General features: G+C 73.4%; 16 protein-coding genes. 9 read left to right on the top strand and 7 right to left on the bottom strand.

The genetic code is table 11. The features are described from left to right. The first annotated feature begins 46 nt into the window (after nucleotides 1-46). Nucleotides 47-853: a VOC family protein gene (locus CHC11_RS25580; protein WP_089314359.1), complete on the top strand. Its 807-nt coding sequence runs from the start codon at nucleotides 47-49 to the stop codon at nucleotides 851-853. Nucleotides 854-988: 135 nt separating this feature from the next. Further along, a complete protein-coding gene (locus tag CHC11_RS25575) occupies nucleotides 989-1,795 on the top strand; it encodes a VOC family protein (RefSeq protein WP_089314358.1) in 807 nt (268 codons plus the stop codon). Between the two features lie 14 nt (nucleotides 1,796-1,809). On the opposite strand, the gene CHC11_RS25570 is transcribed toward CHC11_RS25575, so the two are convergent. After that, a complete protein-coding gene (locus tag CHC11_RS25570; protein WP_089314357.1) occupies nucleotides 1,810-2,505 on the bottom strand; it encodes a TetR/AcrR family transcriptional regulator in 696 nt (231 codons plus the stop codon). Nucleotides 2,506-2,640: 135 nt separating this feature from the next. Then, nucleotides 2,641-3,399 (bottom strand): DUF1932 domain-containing protein, encoded by a 759-nt coding sequence (locus CHC11_RS25565; RefSeq protein WP_089314356.1) that lies wholly within the window; start codon nucleotides 3,397-3,399, stop codon nucleotides 2,641-2,643. 80 nt (nucleotides 3,400-3,479) lie between these two features. Between CHC11_RS25565 and CHC11_RS25560 the strand changes: the two genes are divergently transcribed. The 4 genes from CHC11_RS25560 (at nucleotide 3,480) to bsaP (ending at nucleotide 8,065) form a co-directional block, all read left to right on the top strand. Next, a complete protein-coding gene (locus CHC11_RS25560) occupies nucleotides 3,480-4,100 on the top strand; it encodes a GntR family transcriptional regulator (protein ID WP_245919752.1) in 621 nt (206 codons plus the stop codon). Between the two features lie 109 nt (nucleotides 4,101-4,209). Beyond that, a complete protein-coding gene (fusA, locus tag CHC11_RS25555; protein WP_089314355.1) occupies nucleotides 4,210-6,264 on the top strand; it encodes an elongation factor G in 2,055 nt (684 codons plus the stop codon). Nucleotides 6,265-6,496: 232 nt separating this feature from the next. Beyond that, the gene (locus CHC11_RS25550; RefSeq protein WP_089314354.1) at nucleotides 6,497-7,843 is read left to right on the top strand and encodes an acetyl-CoA carboxylase biotin carboxylase subunit; all 1,347 of its coding nucleotides are present in this window, start codon (nucleotides 6,497-6,499) and stop codon (nucleotides 7,841-7,843) included. A gap of 33 nt (nucleotides 7,844-7,876) precedes the next feature. Further along, nucleotides 7,877-8,065, top strand: coding sequence for a biotin synthase auxiliary protein BsaP (bsaP, locus tag CHC11_RS25545; protein WP_089314353.1), 189 nt, complete (start codon nucleotides 7,877-7,879; stop codon nucleotides 8,063-8,065). Here bsaP and CHC11_RS25540 read toward each other — a convergent pair. Genes CHC11_RS25540 through CHC11_RS25530 form a run of 3 tightly spaced genes read right to left on the bottom strand, consistent with a single transcriptional unit; the run spans nucleotide 8,053 to nucleotide 9,370 of the window. Further along, a complete protein-coding gene (locus CHC11_RS25540) occupies nucleotides 8,053-8,313 on the bottom strand; it encodes a Txe/YoeB family addiction module toxin (RefSeq protein ID WP_089314352.1) in 261 nt (86 codons plus the stop codon). The genes bsaP and CHC11_RS25540 overlap by 13 nt on opposite strands. After that, nucleotides 8,310-8,561 carry a type II toxin-antitoxin system Phd/YefM family antitoxin gene (locus CHC11_RS25535; protein WP_089314351.1) on the bottom strand — a complete coding sequence of 84 codons (252 nt, stop codon included), beginning with the start codon at nucleotides 8,559-8,561 and terminating at the stop codon, nucleotides 8,310-8,312. Before CHC11_RS25535 ends, CHC11_RS25540 begins: the two co-directional genes overlap by 4 nt. Nucleotides 8,562-8,620: 59 nt before the next feature. Continuing rightward, nucleotides 8,621-9,370 carry a hypothetical protein gene (locus CHC11_RS25530; protein ID WP_143227320.1) on the bottom strand — a complete coding sequence of 250 codons (750 nt, stop codon included), beginning with the start codon at nucleotides 9,368-9,370 and terminating at the stop codon, nucleotides 8,621-8,623. A gap of 125 nt (nucleotides 9,371-9,495) precedes the next feature. Here CHC11_RS25530 and bioD point away from each other — a divergent pair, with 125 nt between their 5' ends. Both bioD and bioB read left to right on the top strand, forming a co-directional pair. Next, entirely contained in the window at nucleotides 9,496-10,227 is a 732-nt protein-coding gene (bioD, locus tag CHC11_RS25525) for a dethiobiotin synthase (RefSeq protein WP_089314349.1), read from the top strand. Then, the gene (gene bioB, locus CHC11_RS25520; RefSeq protein WP_089314348.1) at nucleotides 10,224-11,219 is read left to right on the top strand and encodes a biotin synthase BioB; all 996 of its coding nucleotides are present in this window, start codon (nucleotides 10,224-10,226) and stop codon (nucleotides 11,217-11,219) included. Before bioD ends, bioB begins: the two co-directional genes overlap by 4 nt. 15 nt (nucleotides 11,220-11,234) lie before the next feature. On the opposite strand, the gene CHC11_RS25515 is transcribed toward bioB, so the two are convergent. Next, nucleotides 11,235-12,038 (bottom strand): GntR family transcriptional regulator, encoded by an 804-nt coding sequence (locus tag CHC11_RS25515; protein ID WP_245919749.1) that lies wholly within the window; start codon nucleotides 12,036-12,038, stop codon nucleotides 11,235-11,237. Nucleotides 12,039-12,074: 36 nt separating this feature from the next. After that, nucleotides 12,075-13,247 (bottom strand): 8-amino-7-oxononanoate synthase, encoded by a 1,173-nt coding sequence (locus CHC11_RS25510; RefSeq protein ID WP_425427340.1) that lies wholly within the window; start codon nucleotides 13,245-13,247, stop codon nucleotides 12,075-12,077. Between the two features lie 68 nt (nucleotides 13,248-13,315). Here CHC11_RS25510 and CHC11_RS25505 point away from each other — a divergent pair, with 68 nt between their 5' ends. After that, nucleotides 13,316-14,980 carry a sensor histidine kinase gene (locus tag CHC11_RS25505; protein ID WP_089314346.1) on the top strand — a complete coding sequence of 555 codons (1,665 nt, stop codon included), beginning with the start codon at nucleotides 13,316-13,318 and terminating at the stop codon, nucleotides 14,978-14,980. Nucleotides 14,981-15,040 lie beyond the last annotated feature (60 nt).

The following is a 15,040-nucleotide window of genomic DNA, read 5'->3' as shown; positions in this document are numbered from 1 at the left end:
CGTACCCGTCCTTAGGTTGAGGAGATCCGAGCTTGAAGGGACGGCGATGCCCGAGGTAACCGCTTACGCCCCTGGATATCCCGTCTGGGCCGAACTTGTCAGTCCGGACGTCGGCGCATCCAAGCGGTTCTACTGCGAGCTGTTCGGCTGGTACGCCTACACGCTGGCGGGCGACCTCGACGACTACTCCATCTTCACCCTGGGCGGCGTCCAGGGGCCGGAGGTCGCCGGCATGCAGCCGCTGGCGGACGACTCGATGGAGCCGACGTGGACGTGCTACTTCCGGACCGACGACATCCCGGCCACGCTCGACACCGTGCGCGCCATGGGCGGGCAGGAGCTGAGCGAGCCCACCGACCTCGCCAACCTCGGGCGGATGGCCCACTGCGCCGACCCCGAGGGCGCCGACTTCGCGCTGTGGACCCCCTACGACTTCGAGGGCGCGGGCGTCATGGACGAGCCGTCCGCGATGTGCTGGATGGAGCTGGCCTCCCGTGACACCGAGGGCGCCCGCCGCTTCTACGGGGAGGTCTTCGGCTGGACGGCCGTCGACCGCTCCTACTTCACGCCCGGCTACACCAACTGGAAGGTCGGCGAGTGGTCCGTGGCGGGCCTGGTGCCGCTGGGGGAGTGGTGGCCGGCCCACTTCGAGCCCCACTGGATCCCCTACTTCTGGGTCTCCGACTGCGACGCCACCGCGGCGCGTGCGGCCGAGCTCGGGGCCGTCGTCCACCTGCCGCCGGCCGACATCAAGCCGGGCCGCCTCGCCGTCATGACCGACCCGTGCGGGGCGCGCCTGGCCCTCCTCACCCCGGCCGCCGGTTCGCGCCTCACCTATCGTCCGCACGGATGACCGTGGCCCGCCCGACGTCCGGAGACGCGAAGATTGGGGTGATCTTGGGGATTCGCGTCAGCACGGATTGCGCGGGCGCTCCTAGGCTGGAGTCATGCGCGCCGCACTGGGCGCGGCGATGCCGGAGGTGACCTGATGCCCGAGGCGACCGCGTTCGCCCCCGGTCACTGGTCGTGGGCCGAGCTCGCGAGCCCGGACCCGGAGTTGTCCAAGCGGTTCTACCGCACCCTGTTCGGCTGGGGCTCCTACACGCTGACCGTGGGCGACCTGGGCGATTACGAGATCTTCACCCTGGACGGCGTCCAGGGCCCCGAGGTCGCCGGGATGCAGGCGCTCGCCGACGACTCCGAGACGGCCTCCTGGACGTGCTACTTCCGGACCGACGACATCCCGGCCACGCTCGCCGCCGTGCGCGCTGCGGGGGGCATGGAGACGGTGGAGCCCACCGACATCGCCAATCTGGGCCGGATGGCCCTGTGCACCGACCCCGAGGGCGCCGACTTCGCGCTCTGGTACCCCTACCACCTCAAGGGCGCGGGCGTCATCGACGAGCCGTCCGCGATGGTCTGGGTGGAGCTGGCCGCCCGCGACACCGAGCGCGCCCGCCGCTTCTACGGTGAGGTCTTCGGCTGGAAGGCCGTCGCCCGTCACTACCACGGATCCGTCTACACCCACTGGAAGGCCGGCGACCTGGCGGTGGCCGGCCTGATCTTCATGGACGAGACCTGGCCGTCCGGCGACCCGTCGCACTGGACCCCGTTCGTCTGGGTCGCCGACTGCGATGCGTCCGCGGACCTGGCCGTCGAGCTCGGCGCCCAGGTCCGCACCCCGCCGACCCAACGCGAGCCCGGCCGGTACTCCGTCGTCATCGATCCGACCGGCGCCCGCCTGGGCCTGTTCACGCCCTCGGTGGACCTCCATGCCGAGCGCACACGCCCCTGACCCCGCCCGACCGGTCAGCGGCCGAGGGGCCCGGGGCCGAGGGCGGCGGGTCCGGGCGCGGGGAGGGCGTCCTGCGAGTGCAGGCGGCCGAGGAGCATCAGCACGAGCTCGTCGATGACCTCGTCGAGGGTCGCGTCGACCCAGCCCGCGGTCCAGTCGTGCAGGAGGCCGTTGATGCTGCCGATGAAGGCGGTCGCGGCGATCCGGTAGTCGCGGTCGGTGATCTCACCGCGGTCGGCCGCGGCGGCGGCCTCGGCGCAGAGGAACTCGACCCAGCGGGCGCGGCGGGTGAGGCGCTGGCGGTCCAGCCGGGGGCTGACGCCGATGATCTCGACGAACGCGATCCGGATGCGGGCCCGGTCGGCGGTGATGCTGGCGGCGTAGGCGCGGAACAGGTGGGCCGTGCGCTCGGCGAGCCCGAGGCCCGCGACGGACGGCAGCGCGGCCACGACGTCCCGCTCGGCCGCGTCGTTGACCTCCAGGTGCAGTTCGGCGAGGAGGTCCTCCAGCGTGCTGAACTCCTCGTAGAACTGCCGGGTGGACAGCCCGGCCGCCTCGCTGAGCGCCGCGACCGTGGTGCCGCGGTAGCCGGGGCCGCGGCCGAACATCTCCAGCCCGGCGTCGAGGAACCGGCGGCGCCGCTCGGCACGCCGCTCGGCCGCGGACCGGCCGCCGTACCTGCCGGTCGGTGTCGCGCGCCTGCCCGCCACGTGGCTCCCTCCGTCCGCCCGGACGGCATTTTCTCGCAAACCGGTCTTGTGTCGCACCCCCACTGTGGTCTTGCTAACCGGGACCGCCCGCGTCCAGGAGCAGGCGCGGTACGCGCCCCGGCCTGCCGGGGGCCGTCAGCCGGACAGGCGCTGCAGCAGGTCGCGGCTTGCGGCGGCCATCGCCGGGGGGACGTCCAGCTCCTCCAGCATGGCCGCCGCGGCCTCCATCTCGGCGGCGCGGCGGGCGGCGTGCCGGTACGTCCCGGCGACGAGGCGGTCCACGGTGTGCTCTCCGGCCGCCGCCAGCTCGGCGTCGATGTTCCCGCGCAGCCAGTCCTCGCAGCCGGCCGCCCGCGCCGCCTCCAGCGCCTCGACCACCGATCCGGCCAGCCCCTTGAAGAACACGCTGCGCAGCAGCTTGCGGCCGGCCGCCGCGCCCGCCTCCGCGTCCATCACCTCGATCTCCGCGCCGAGCGGGACGAGGAGCGCGGCGACGTCCCCGGCGCCCTGCGCGCAGGCCAGCATCGGCGTGCGGAGCCCGCGGCCGGGCACCGGCGCCATGATCGCCACATCGGCGAACCGGACGCCGGCCCGCCGCGCGAGCGATTCCAGCTCCCGCTTCAACCCGGGCGACCCGGTGTTGAGGTCGGCCCACACGGCGTCCCGCGCGGCGCCGGCCCCCGCCCTGAGCGCCGCGACCGCGTCGTGCGCGCTGTTGACGCTCAGCACGAGCTCGGCGCCGGCGGCGGCGTCGGCCTCGCTCCCGGCCTGGACGATCCCGCCGGACGCCGCGACGGCCGGGTCGTAGCCGCGCACCACCGCCCCCGCGGTCACCAGGTCGCGCGCGATCGCGCCGCCCGCCTCACCGAGTCCGAGTACGGCGATCACCGTCATGCGTCCTCCTCCGCGGCGGGACGGTCCCGCGAACCGCTACTCTAGGTCACAACAAAATTGGCGACAATTCCGGAGACCCCGTGAGCGACGTGACGGCATCGATCCGCGAGGCGATCCTCGGCGGCGAGTTCGTGCCGAACCAGCGGCTGGTCGAGGCCGACCTGTCGGAGCAGTTCGCGGCGAGCCGCGCCGGCGTCCGCGCGGCCCTCGCCGTACTCGCCGGCGAGGGCCTGGTCGAGCGCGTCCAGAACCGGGGCGCCCGCGTGCGCGCGGTCTCCCTGGCGGAGGCCGTCGAGATCACCGAGGTCCGGATGGTGATCGAGGGGCTGTGCGCGGCCAAGGCCGCCGAGCGCGCCGCCCCCGCCGAGGTCTCCGATCTGCGGGCGATCGGCGAGGAGATGCGCGCCGCCGTCGCGTCCGGCGACGTGCTCGGCTACTCCCGGCTGAACGAGCGCCTCCACCGCCGCGTCCGCGAGATCAGCGGGCAGCGGACCGCCTCGGGCGTCCTGGAACGCCTGCGCGCCCAGGGCGTCCGGCACCAGTTCAAGCTGGCCATGCACCCGGGCCGCCCCCAGGCGTCCCTCCCGCAGCACCTCGCCATCATCGACGCGATCGCCGCCCACGACCCGGCCGCGGCCGAGCAGGCCGCCCGCGCGCACCTGCGCAGCGTCATCGAGACCCTCGGCGAGATCGCCTCCTAGCCGGAAAACCCTTCGCGCCGGCCCTCCCGCGGCCGTTACGGTCGGCCTGCCGCACGGCACGATCTTGTCCGGCGGCGGTCGTCATCAGAGAGAACCGGGAGGATTCCCGATGACAACAACCACAGCCCTTGCTCTGACCAAGGTTCGCAACATCGGGATCATGGCGCACATCGACGCCGGCAAGACGACGACCGCCGAGCGGATCCTCTTCTACACCGGTGTGTCGCACCGGATCGGCGAGGTGCACGACGGCAACACCGCGCTGGACTACACCAAGCAGGAACGCGACCGGGGCATCACCATCACCTCGGCGGCGACGACCTGCCGCTGGAGCGTCGAGGACGCCCGCGGCGCGGCCGGCGCCGAGCACACGATCAACCTGATCGACACGCCGGGCCACGTCGACTTCACGATCGAGGTCGAACGGTGCCTGCGCGTCCTCGACGGCGCCGTGGCCGTGTTCGACGGCGTGGCGGGCGTCGAGCCGCAGTCGGAGACGGTGTGGCGCCAGGCCGACCGCTACGGCGTGCCGCGGATCTGCTTCGTCAACAAGCTCGACCGCGCCGGCGCCGACTTCCGGCGCTGCGTCGACATGATCCGCGAGCGGCTCGGCGCCGTCCCGCTGGTCGTGCAGTTGCCGATCGGCGCGGAGTCCGGGTTCGCGGGCGTCGTCGACCTCGTCTCCGGACGGGCGCACGTCTGGCCGGACGACGGGCACGCCGTCGTGGACGTCCCCTCCGGCATGGCCGAGGACGTCCGCCGATGGCGCGGCAGGCTCGTCGAGACGGTCGCCGAGCGCGACGAGGAGGTCATGGAGCTGTACGTGGGCGGTGCGGAGCCGTCGCCGGAGCAGCTGCACGCGGCGATCCGCCGGCTCACGGTCGCCTCCGAGGCCACCCCGGTGCTGTGCGGCAGCGCGTTCCGCAACAAGGGCGTCGAGCCCCTGCTGGACGCGGTGGTGCGGTACCTGCCGTCGCCGCCCGACGTCGCGCCGCCGGAGATCGGGGACGCCCTGGAGCAGACCCCGCTCTCCGCGCTCGCGTTCAAGATCGTTAGTGACCGGCACCTGGGCCGGCTCACCTTCGTCCGGATTTACACCGGGCGGCTGGTGGCGGGCGCGAGCGTGCTCAACAGCGTCAAGGGGCGCAAGGAGCGGATCGGCAAGATCTACCGCATGCACGCCGACACGCGCGAGGAGATCGCGTCGGCGGGCGCGGGCGACATCGTCGCGGTGATGGGGCTCAAGCAGACCACCACCGGCGAGACGCTCTGCGACGACGCGCGCCCGGTGGTCCTGGAGTCCATGGACTTCCCGGCGCCGGTCATCGAGGTCGCGATCGAGCCGCGGTCCAAGGCCGACCGGGAGAAGCTGGGCGCCGCGATCCAGCGGCTCTCGGAGGAGGACCCGTCCTTCCAGGTCCACGACGAGGAGGGGCAGACCGTCATCGGCGGCATGGGCGAACTCCACCTGGAGATCCTCATCGACCGCATGCGGGAGGAGTTCGACGTCGAGGCGGGCGTCGGCCGGCCGCGCGTGGCCTACCGCGAGACGATCCGCAGGGCCGTGGACCGGGTCGACCTCACGCACCGCAAGCAGACGGGAGGCAAGGGCCAGTACGCGAAGGTGCAGATCGCCGTCGAACCCGTCGAGGACGGGTACGAGTTCGTCAACCGGGTCACCGGCGGACGGATCCCGAAGGAGTTCATCCCCTCGGTGGACGCGGGCTGCCAGGAGGCGATGCGCTTCGGCGTCCTCGCCGGGCACGAGATGACGGGCGTGCGGGTCACGCTGCTGGACGGCGACTTCCATCCCGTCGACTCGTCCGAGCTCGCCTTCAAGATCGCCGGTTCGCTGGCGTTCGGGGAGGCGGTGCGGCGCGCGTCGCCCGTGCTGCTCGAACCGGTGATGACCGTCGAGGTCACCGCCCCCGAGGAGCACCTGGGCGCGGTGATCGGCGACCTCAACGCCCGCCGCGGCAGGATCGAGGGGACCGACGAGCGCGCGGGCGCCCGGGTCGTGCACGCCCTGGTCCCGCTGTCGGAGATGTTCGGCTACGTCGGGCACCTGCGCGGCATGACGTCGGGCCGCGGGGTGTTCACCATGCGGTTCGCGTCCTACGCGGAGGTCCCGGCCGCGGTCGCCCGGACCCTCGTCCCGGGCTGACGTGAAGGGGGCCCGGCTCTGGCCGGGCCCCCTTTTCGCGCGCCGGGCCAGGAACTGGACGGCGCCGCCTGAAGGAAGGGACTCCGCTGCGCCGACGCCCTCCCCGAGACATGCGCCACACGGGGTGTACCGGGCGGTGACCCGGGAATCGTCGGTCGCGGAGCCACCGGCCCACTAGTCTCTGCCGGGGCGGGACGCCGGGTCCCGCCGGTCCGCGAGGAGGAGCCCCCAGGTGTTCGAGTCGGTGCTCGTGGCCAACCGCGGCGAGATCGCCGGGCGGATCGTGCACACCGCCCGCGCGATGGGGCTCAAGACGATCGCGGTGTACTCCGCGGCCGACGAGGGCCTGCCCTTCGTCGCCGAGGCGGACGAGGCCGTCCTGATCGGGCCCGCCGAGGCGGCCGGCAGCTACCTCAACGCCGCCGCGATCCTGGAGGCCGCGCACCGGACCAACGCGCAGGCCGTCCACCCCGGCCACGGGTTCCTCGCCGAGAGCGCCGCGTTCGCCCGGCAGGTCGCCGGCCGCGGCCTGGTCTGGGTCGGTCCGCCGCCGCTCGCCATCGCCCGGATGGGCGACAAGATCAACGCCCGGAACCTGATGAAGGAGGCGGGCGTCCCCGTCGCCCCCGGGGTCTGGGAGCCCGTGCCCGACGCGGCGACGGCGGCCGAGGAGGCCGAGCGCATCGGCTACCCCGTCATGGTGAAGCCCGCCGCGGGCGGCGGGGGCATCGGCCTTGCCGCCGTCCACGACGAGGCGTCGCTGCGCAGGGCGTTCGAGGAGGCCCGCGCCGCCGGCGAGCAGATCTTCGGCAGGGGCGACGTCCTGCTGGAGCGCTACGTCGAGGGCGCCCGGCACGTCGAGGTCCAGATCCTCGGCCTGGCCGACGGCACCGTGGTCGCGCTGGGCGAGCGCGACTGCTCCGTCCAGCGCCGGTACCAGAAGGTCGTGGAGGAGTCCCCGTCCCCCGGCATCACTCCGGCGCTGCGCGTGCGGATGCTGGCCGCCGCCGTCCGCGCGGGCGAGGCCGTCGGCTACCGGGGCGCCGGCACCGTCGAGTGCCTGGTCGACCCCGCCGCGCAGGAGTTCTCCTTCCTGGAGATGGACACCCGCCTCCAGATCGAGCACCCGGTGACCGAACTGGTCACCGGCATCGACCTCGTCGAGCAGCAGTTCCGCATCGCCGCCGGCGAACCGGTCTCGTTCACCGGCACCGCCCCGCGCGGGCACGCCATCGAGTTCCGCGTCCTGGCCGAGGACCCGCAGCGCTTCCTGCCCGGCACGGGCGAGATCACGGTGTGGGAGGAGCCCGTCGGCGACGGCATCCGCATCGACGCGGGCTACGCCGAGGGCACCACCGTCACCCGCCACTACGACCCGCTGCTGGCCAAGCTGTGCGTCCACGGCGACGACCGCGCCCACGCCCTGGCCCGCGCCCGCGCCGCCCTGGAGGCGTTCCACATCGAGGGCCCGCCGACGAACCTGCCCTTCCTGCGCGAGCTGCTCGACCGCCCGGAGTTCGCCGCCGGAACCTACGACACCGGGCTGGTCGGGCGCATGCGCCGCCCCCAGGCCACCTGAGCGCGGCCCCCGCGCCCGTCGTAGAGTGACGCCGTGTACTGCGACCGCTGCGGCGAGCCCGCCGAGGGCGACCACACCCCCTGCCGGACCGCCCGCCGGATGGAACCGCCCCGCTACTGCCCCCACTGCCGCCGCCGCCTGATAGTCCAGGTCACTCCGACGGCCTGGACGGCCGAATGCTCCCAGCACGGCCCCCTCGAACCCGAGGGTCAAGCCCCGTAGTGGTAACGGCAAGCGGCGATGCGAATCTCGTTTTCGCCTAGTTTGTAGACCAAGCGATGCTCGTCGGTGATCCGACGCGACCAGTAACCGTGGAATCCATGCTTCAAGGGTTCTGGCTTGCCGATCCCGTCATTACCGTTGCGCTGAACATTCTTGAGCAGGTTGTTGATCCGCTTGAGGACCTTGCGGTCCTCGGTCTGCCACCAAACGTAGTCGTCCCAGGCGCTCTCGTCCCAGACCAGTTTCATTCGGCGAGAGGCCGCTCGACTCCGGCTCCGTGCTCCAGGCGGTCAATGGAAGCCAGCAGTCGCCGGGCGTTCTCCGGGCTCTTGAGCAGGTAGGCGGTCTCCTTCAGTGACTCGTAATCGTCGAGTGCCACTATGACCACAGGCTCGTGCCCGGCACGGGTGATGATCACTTCCTCGCGATCATCGACGACCGCATTGAGAGTCTCGGCGTAATGCGCACGGGACTCCGAGTAGGTCATCGTCTTCATGTCACCACCTCCGCAAGTACAAGAAATTGTACGTCAGGGCAGGATGGTTCGGCAACTGGTCACTTGACGTCCTGGCAGGAGGACTCGGCGGGGAGCAGGGGACGCAGGCGGACCGAGTAGGTCTGGCCGCCGCTGCGCCATGCGGTGTCCGGGTTCGTGGCGGGAACCTTCTCGGCCGGAGCCACCGTGCAGACCGCCCCGGCCACCGGGACGCCCTTGCCGAGCGGTGCCAGCGGCCACGTCTTGACGGTGGCGCTCCCGGTGGCAGGCCCGGCGAGGACGGCGGTCTTCTCCGGCTTGTACGGTCCGGGACTCCCGGCGAGGTCGGACGCGGGCCAGGCGGCCGGATCGAGGCGCTTGAGGAAGCGTCCCTCCGGGCCCGCCTGCGCCTCGGGCTGGACGATCCGGGTCGTCGCCCCGTCCATCGTGACCACGATCGTGATCGCGTCCGCGACGCCGCCGGGCCCGACCGTGTGGGAGCGGGCGAGGCCGGCCGCGCGGGCCTCGTCCAGGAGGCGCCGCAGGGCTTCGGGCTTCAGGCGGTACCCGGTCGGCCCGCCCTGGACCGTGGCCACCGCGCGGCCCGTGGAGTAGAGCGAGAAGTCGGGAAGGCTTCCGGGCCCGCCGAGACCGGCGATGCCGCCGGTCCTGCGCCACCGCAGGACGAGCTTCTCGCCCGCGGGGGTGTCGTCGACGGGGGACGAGCTCGTGGCGGGTGCGGGGGAGGAGGGCCCGGCGGTGCCGGAGCCGTCGCCGCAGCCGGCCAGCGCCGCGCAGGCGGCCAGGGCGGCGCAGGCGACTGCCGGCACCCGGCGGGAGCGTGTGTACGGACCGGCCATGACGGTTGGACGCTCGGCGCCCCCGCCCCGGTTCCGTCGATTCGGGGAGAACCCGGCGACGGGCCGATTCCGGGCCCGCGCTAGTGTGCCGATCTGTGAGTGTGCTCGTTGTGACCGGGACCTGCACGGGTGTGGGGAAGACCGTCGTCACCGCGGCGCTGGCCGCGGTCGCCGCCGCGCGCGGCGCGTCGGTCGCCGTCGTCAAACCCGGTCAGACCGGTGTCGGCGGCGGGGAGCCGGGCGACCTCGACGAGGTCCGCCGGCTCGCCGGGATCGACGACGTGCACGAGTTCGCTCGGTTCCCCGACCCCCTGTCCCCGGCCGCGGCGGCCCGCCGCGCGGGGATGCCGCCCGTCCGGCTGCCGGACGTCGCCGAGCGCGTCCGGGACCTGGCGTCCGGTCGGCGGCTGGTGCTGGTCGAGGGGGCGGGCGGGCTCCTCGTCCGCTACGACGAGGAGGGCGGCACGATCGCCGACCTCGCGCGCCGGCTCGGCGCCGCCGTCGTGGTGGTGGCCCGGCCGGACCTCGGCACGCTCAACCACACCGCGCTCACCCTGGAGGCGATGGCGCACCGCGGGGTGCAGCTCGCCGGGGTGGTGATCGGCGCGTGGCCGGACGACCCCGACCTCGCCATGCGCAGCAACATCCGCGACCTGGAGACCATCGCGGCCCGCCCGCTGTCGGGCGCGCTGCCCGCCGGCGCCGGGGCCCTGGACCCGGCGGAGTTCCTCGTGGCCGCGCACCGCGGCCTGGCCCCCTCGTTCGGCGGCGGATTCGACGCCGCCGCCTTCCGCGCCGCCTTCGGCCCCGACAAGGAGAACATGTGACGGACATTCTCGACATCGCGCTCCGCCAGGTCCTGGACGAGGGCGAGGGCCTGTCGCAGGGGCAGGTGCTGGAGGTCCTGAACCTGCCGGACGACCGGCTCCAGGACCTGCTCGCGCTTGCCCACGACGTCCGGATGCGGTGGTGCGGGCCGGAGGTCGAGGTCGAGGGGATCGTGTCGCTGAAGACCGGCGGCTGCCCGGAGGACTGCCACTTCTGCTCGCAGTCCGGCAAGTTCGAGTCGCCCGTCCGGTCGGTGTGGCTGAACATCCCCGAGCTGGTCGAGGCGGCGAAGGAGACCGCCGCGACCGGCGCCACCGAGTTCTGCATCGTCGCCGCCGTGCGGGGACCGGACGAGCGGCTGATGTCGCAGGTCCGCGACGGCGTCAAGGTTATCAACGACGCCGTCGAGATCAACATCGCGTGCTCGCTCGGCATGCTCACCCAGGCGCAGGTGGACGAGCTGGCCGCGATGGGCGTCCACCGCTACAACCACAACCTGGAGACGGCCCGCTCCCACTTCCCGAACGTGGTCACCACGCACTCGTGGGAGGAGCGCTGGGACACCCTCCGCATGGTCAAGGACGCCGGCATGGAGGTCTGCTGCGGCGGCATCGTCGGGATGGGCGAGAGCGTCGAGCAGCGCGCCGAGTTCGCCGGGCAGCTCGCGGAGCTGGAGCCCGACGAGGTCCCGCTGAACTTCCTCGCGCCGCGTCCCGGCACCCCGTTCGCCGACTACCCGCTGGTCGAGGGCACCGAGGCACTGAAGACGATCGCCGCGTTCCGGCTCGCGCTGCCCCGCACGATCCTGCGCTACGCCGGCGGCCGCGAGCTCACCCTCGGCGACCTCGGCACCCGCGAGGGCATGCTCGGCGGCATCAACGCCGTGATCGTCGGCAACTACCTCACCACCCTCGGCCGCCCCGCGCGGCAGGACCTGGAACTGCTCACCGAGCTGCAGATGCCGATCAAGGCCCTCGGCCGGACGCTCTGAACGCCGCGCGGCGGGTCAGCGGCTGAGCCGGGTGATGAACTTGTAGCGGTCGCCCCGGTACAGGGACTGGGCCCACTCGACCGGCTGGCCCGTCGTGTCGAAGGCGTGGCGGGACAGCAGCAGCATCGGCAGGCCGACGTCCACGCCCAGGAGCTGGGCGTCGTGCGGGGTGGCGAGGACGGTCTCGATCGTCTCCTCGGCCTCGGTGAGGTGGACGTCGTAGGCGGTCGCGAGCGTCTCGTACAGGGAGTGGTGGCGCGGCAGCTCGCGGCGCAGGCCGGGGAAGCGGCGGGCCGGGAGGTGGGAGGTGTCGATCGACATCGGTTCGCCGTCGGCCAGCCGGAGCCGGTGGATCCGCAGCACCCGGCCCCCGGGGCGGATGCACAGGAGGGTGGCGAGGCGCTCGTCGGCGCTGACGTAGCCGGCCTCCAGGATGCGGGTCTCGGGGCGCAGCCCGTGGTGCCGCATGTCCTCGGTGTAGCTGACGAGCTGGAGCTCCTGGGCGACCTTCGGCTTGGCGACGAAGGTTCCCTTGCCCTGGATGCGCTGGAGCCGCCCCTCCACGACCAGCTCGGCGAGGGCCTGCCGGACGGTGGTGCGGGACGTCTCGTACTTCTCGGCGAGGGTCCGCTCGGGCGGCAGCGGGCTGCCCGCGGGAAGCGACTGGATCAGCTCGACCAGCAGTTCCTTGAGCTTGTAGTACTTGGGGATCCGGGGCGCCTGGTTCGGGTGGCGCTTACCGATGTCGCCGAGCGGGACCCGGTCGAACCCGTGCTCGATCCCGCCCCCGTGCCGGGGCCCGCCCCTGACCTCCGTCACGGCGTCTCCTCACGTTCATCACCGGTTTCCCCGATGTTATGGGTGAAGACTACGGCTGGTAGAGGACGCGATTTCCGCCAGGGCCGCCCGCAATCGTGTGAGGTCGGACTCGTCCAGCGTGGCACGTGCGGTGAGGCGCAGGCACGCCCGGCCCTTGGGAACCGACGGCGGACGGAAGCAGCCGACGCGCAGACCGTGCTCAGCGCTGATCTCGGCGGCCCGCACCGCGGCCTGCGGCTCGCCCAGGAACACGGGGACCACCGCCGCCGCGGGCCTGGCCGTTTCCAGGCCGGAACCGGCCGCCAGGTTTGAGATCGCCAGCGCCCGCTCGCGGGCCCGGCCGGGCAGCCCGGGGTCGGATCCGAGCACGTCCAGCGCGGCGAGGGCGGCGCCGGCGGCCGGCGGGTTCAGACCGGTGTCGAAGATGAACGAGCGCCCCGTGTCGACCAGCGCGTCGATCACCTCGGGGGCCCCGAGGACCGCCCCGCCCTGCGACGCCAGCGACTTCGACAGCGTGAGAGTGAGGACCACGTCGGGTTCGCCCGCGAGGCCGGCGGCGTGCGCGGCGCCCCGGCCCCCGTCGCCGACGACGCCGAGCGCGTGCGCCTCGTCGACGACCAGCAGCGCCCCGTGCGCCCGGACGGCGGCGTGCAGCGCGCCCAGCGGCGCGAGGTCGCCGTCCACGGAGAACACCGCGTCGGTGACGACGATGGCGTGGTCCTCCTCGCGCTCGGCGAGGGCCCGCTCCGCGGCGGCGGCGTCCCGGTGCGCGACGATCACGACGCGGGACCGCGACAGCCGGCACGCGTCCACGATGGAGGCGTGGTTGACCCGGTCGGACACCACGAGGGTGTCGGGCCCGGCGAGCGCCGTGACGGCGCCGAGGTTGGCGAGGAAGCCGGAGGAGAACACCAGGCCGGCGGCGCTGCCGGTGAACGCGGCGAGCCGCCGGTCCAGCTCGGTGTGCAGCTCCGTCGTCCCGGTGACGAGGCGCGAGCCGGTGGAGCCGGTGCCCCACTCGCGCGCGGCGGCGACGGCGCCCTCGACGAGCCGCGGGTCGCCGGACAGCCCGAGGTAGTCGTTGGACGCCAGATCGGTGAGCCCGTCGGGCCGGGGGCGCAGCGACCGGCGCAGCCCGGCGGCGGCGCGCCGCCCGGCCGCGTCCCGGAGCCTGGCCAGGGGGTCTCGTCCTGCGGTCATGCCGGGCATCCTGCCAGGTGGCCCCGGAGGCGGAGCCACCTGCCCCGGGACGGAAGACCATCGGCGATGATGGTCGCGTGCCTACCTTGACCGATCTGGTCCGAGCCCACACCGACCTCACCGACACCGATCTGGAGTGGCTCCACGCGCTGGTCTCGGACTGGCAGCTCCTGGCCGACCTGTCGTTCGCGGACCTGCTGCTGTGGGTGCCGCTGCAGTCGGCGGTCGCGCTGCCCGCCGACGGGCCGGCCCGCGCGGACCGGGGCAGGCCGGGCGCGCTCGACACCGGCGCGACCGTCCCCGGCTGGGTCGCGATCGCGCAGATGCGGCCGACGACCGGGCCGACCGCCTACCCGGAGGACCTCGTCGGCAAGGTCGTCCGGACGGGGCGGCGCGGGCTGATCGACGTGGCGTGGCGGGAGCGCCGGATCGTCCGCGAGGGCGACCCGGAGTGGGGCAGCGGCATCCCCGTCCGCGAGGAGTCCATCCCGGTGCGCCGCGGCGCCAAGATCCTCGGAGTGATCCAGCGCAGCACGAACCTCAGCTCCGCGCGCACCCCGTCCCGGCTGGAGCTGACCTACCTGCAGAGCGCCAGCGACCTCGCCACGATGATCTCCGAGGGCCGGTTTCCGGTGCCCGGCGAGGAGCCGAACATGGTCCGCTCGCCGCGGGTCGGCGACGGCCTGATGCGGCTGGACCGCGCCGGCAAGGTCACCTACGCCAGCCCCAACGCCCAGTCGGCCTACCGGCGGCTCGGCTACCCGACGGACCTGGTCGGCGAGGCGCTCGGGCAGGTCACCGCGAACCTGTGCGACACCGGCGAGCCGAGGGAGGAGGCGCTGAGCGTCGTGCTGTCGGGCCGCGCGCCCCGCGAGGTCGAGGTCGAGTCACGCGGGTCGATCATGCAGCTGCGCACGATCCCCCTCGTCGTCGGCGGGACGCGGATCGGCGCCGTCGTGCTGTGCCGGGACGTGACCGAGCTGCGCTGGCGCGACCGGGAGCTGATGACCAAGGACGCCACCATCCGGGAGATCCACCACCGGGTGAAGAACAACCTGCAGACGGTCGCGGCGCTGCTGCGGCTCCAGGCGCGGCGGCTGCGGATCCCGGAGGGCCGGGCCGCGCTGGACGAGGCCGTCCGGCGCGTCGGGTCGATCGCGATCGTGCACGAGACGCTGTCGCACACCCCGGACGAGCTGATCGACTTCGACGACATCGCCGACCGGGTGATCACGATGGCGGGGGAGGTGTCCACCCCGGAGACCAAGGTCACCCCCAAGCGGACCGGGAGCTTCGGCGTCCTGCCCGCCGAGATCGCGACGCCGCTGGCGATGGCGCTCACCGAGCTGCTGCAGAACGCCCTGGAGCACGGCCTGGCGAACCGTTTCGGGACTCTGGAGGTCGTGGCGCACCGCTACGGGGAGGGGGAGGTCGCGGATCCGGGGGGCGCCTCGTTCTGGGGCGAGTGGAAGGCGCCCGGCGCGGACGAGCCCCGCGCCCCGGGCGCCGAGGCCGACCACCCGTCCGGCCGCCGCCTCGTCACGGTCGTCGCGGACGACGGCGTCGGCCTGCCCGCCGGCTTCGACATGGAGAGCACCGAGAGCCTGGGCCTGCAGATCGTCCGCACCCTCATCGTGGGCGAGCTGGGCGGCCACCTGGACTTCCGCCCCCGCGAAGGCGGAGGCACCGAGGTAGTGGTGGACATCCCCCTGGACCACCACCACGGCCCCAGCCACACCTGAACACCGCCGCTCGACATGTCACGGGGTTCGACGAACGCCCCGTGGCGGTGGGAGGGGCGG

This window comes from Actinomadura mexicana (assembly GCF_900188105.1).
Classification (GTDB): Bacteria; Actinomycetota; Actinomycetes; order Streptosporangiales; family Streptosporangiaceae; genus Spirillospora; species Spirillospora mexicana.
This window is presented reverse-complemented; position numbering and strand designations above follow the sequence as displayed.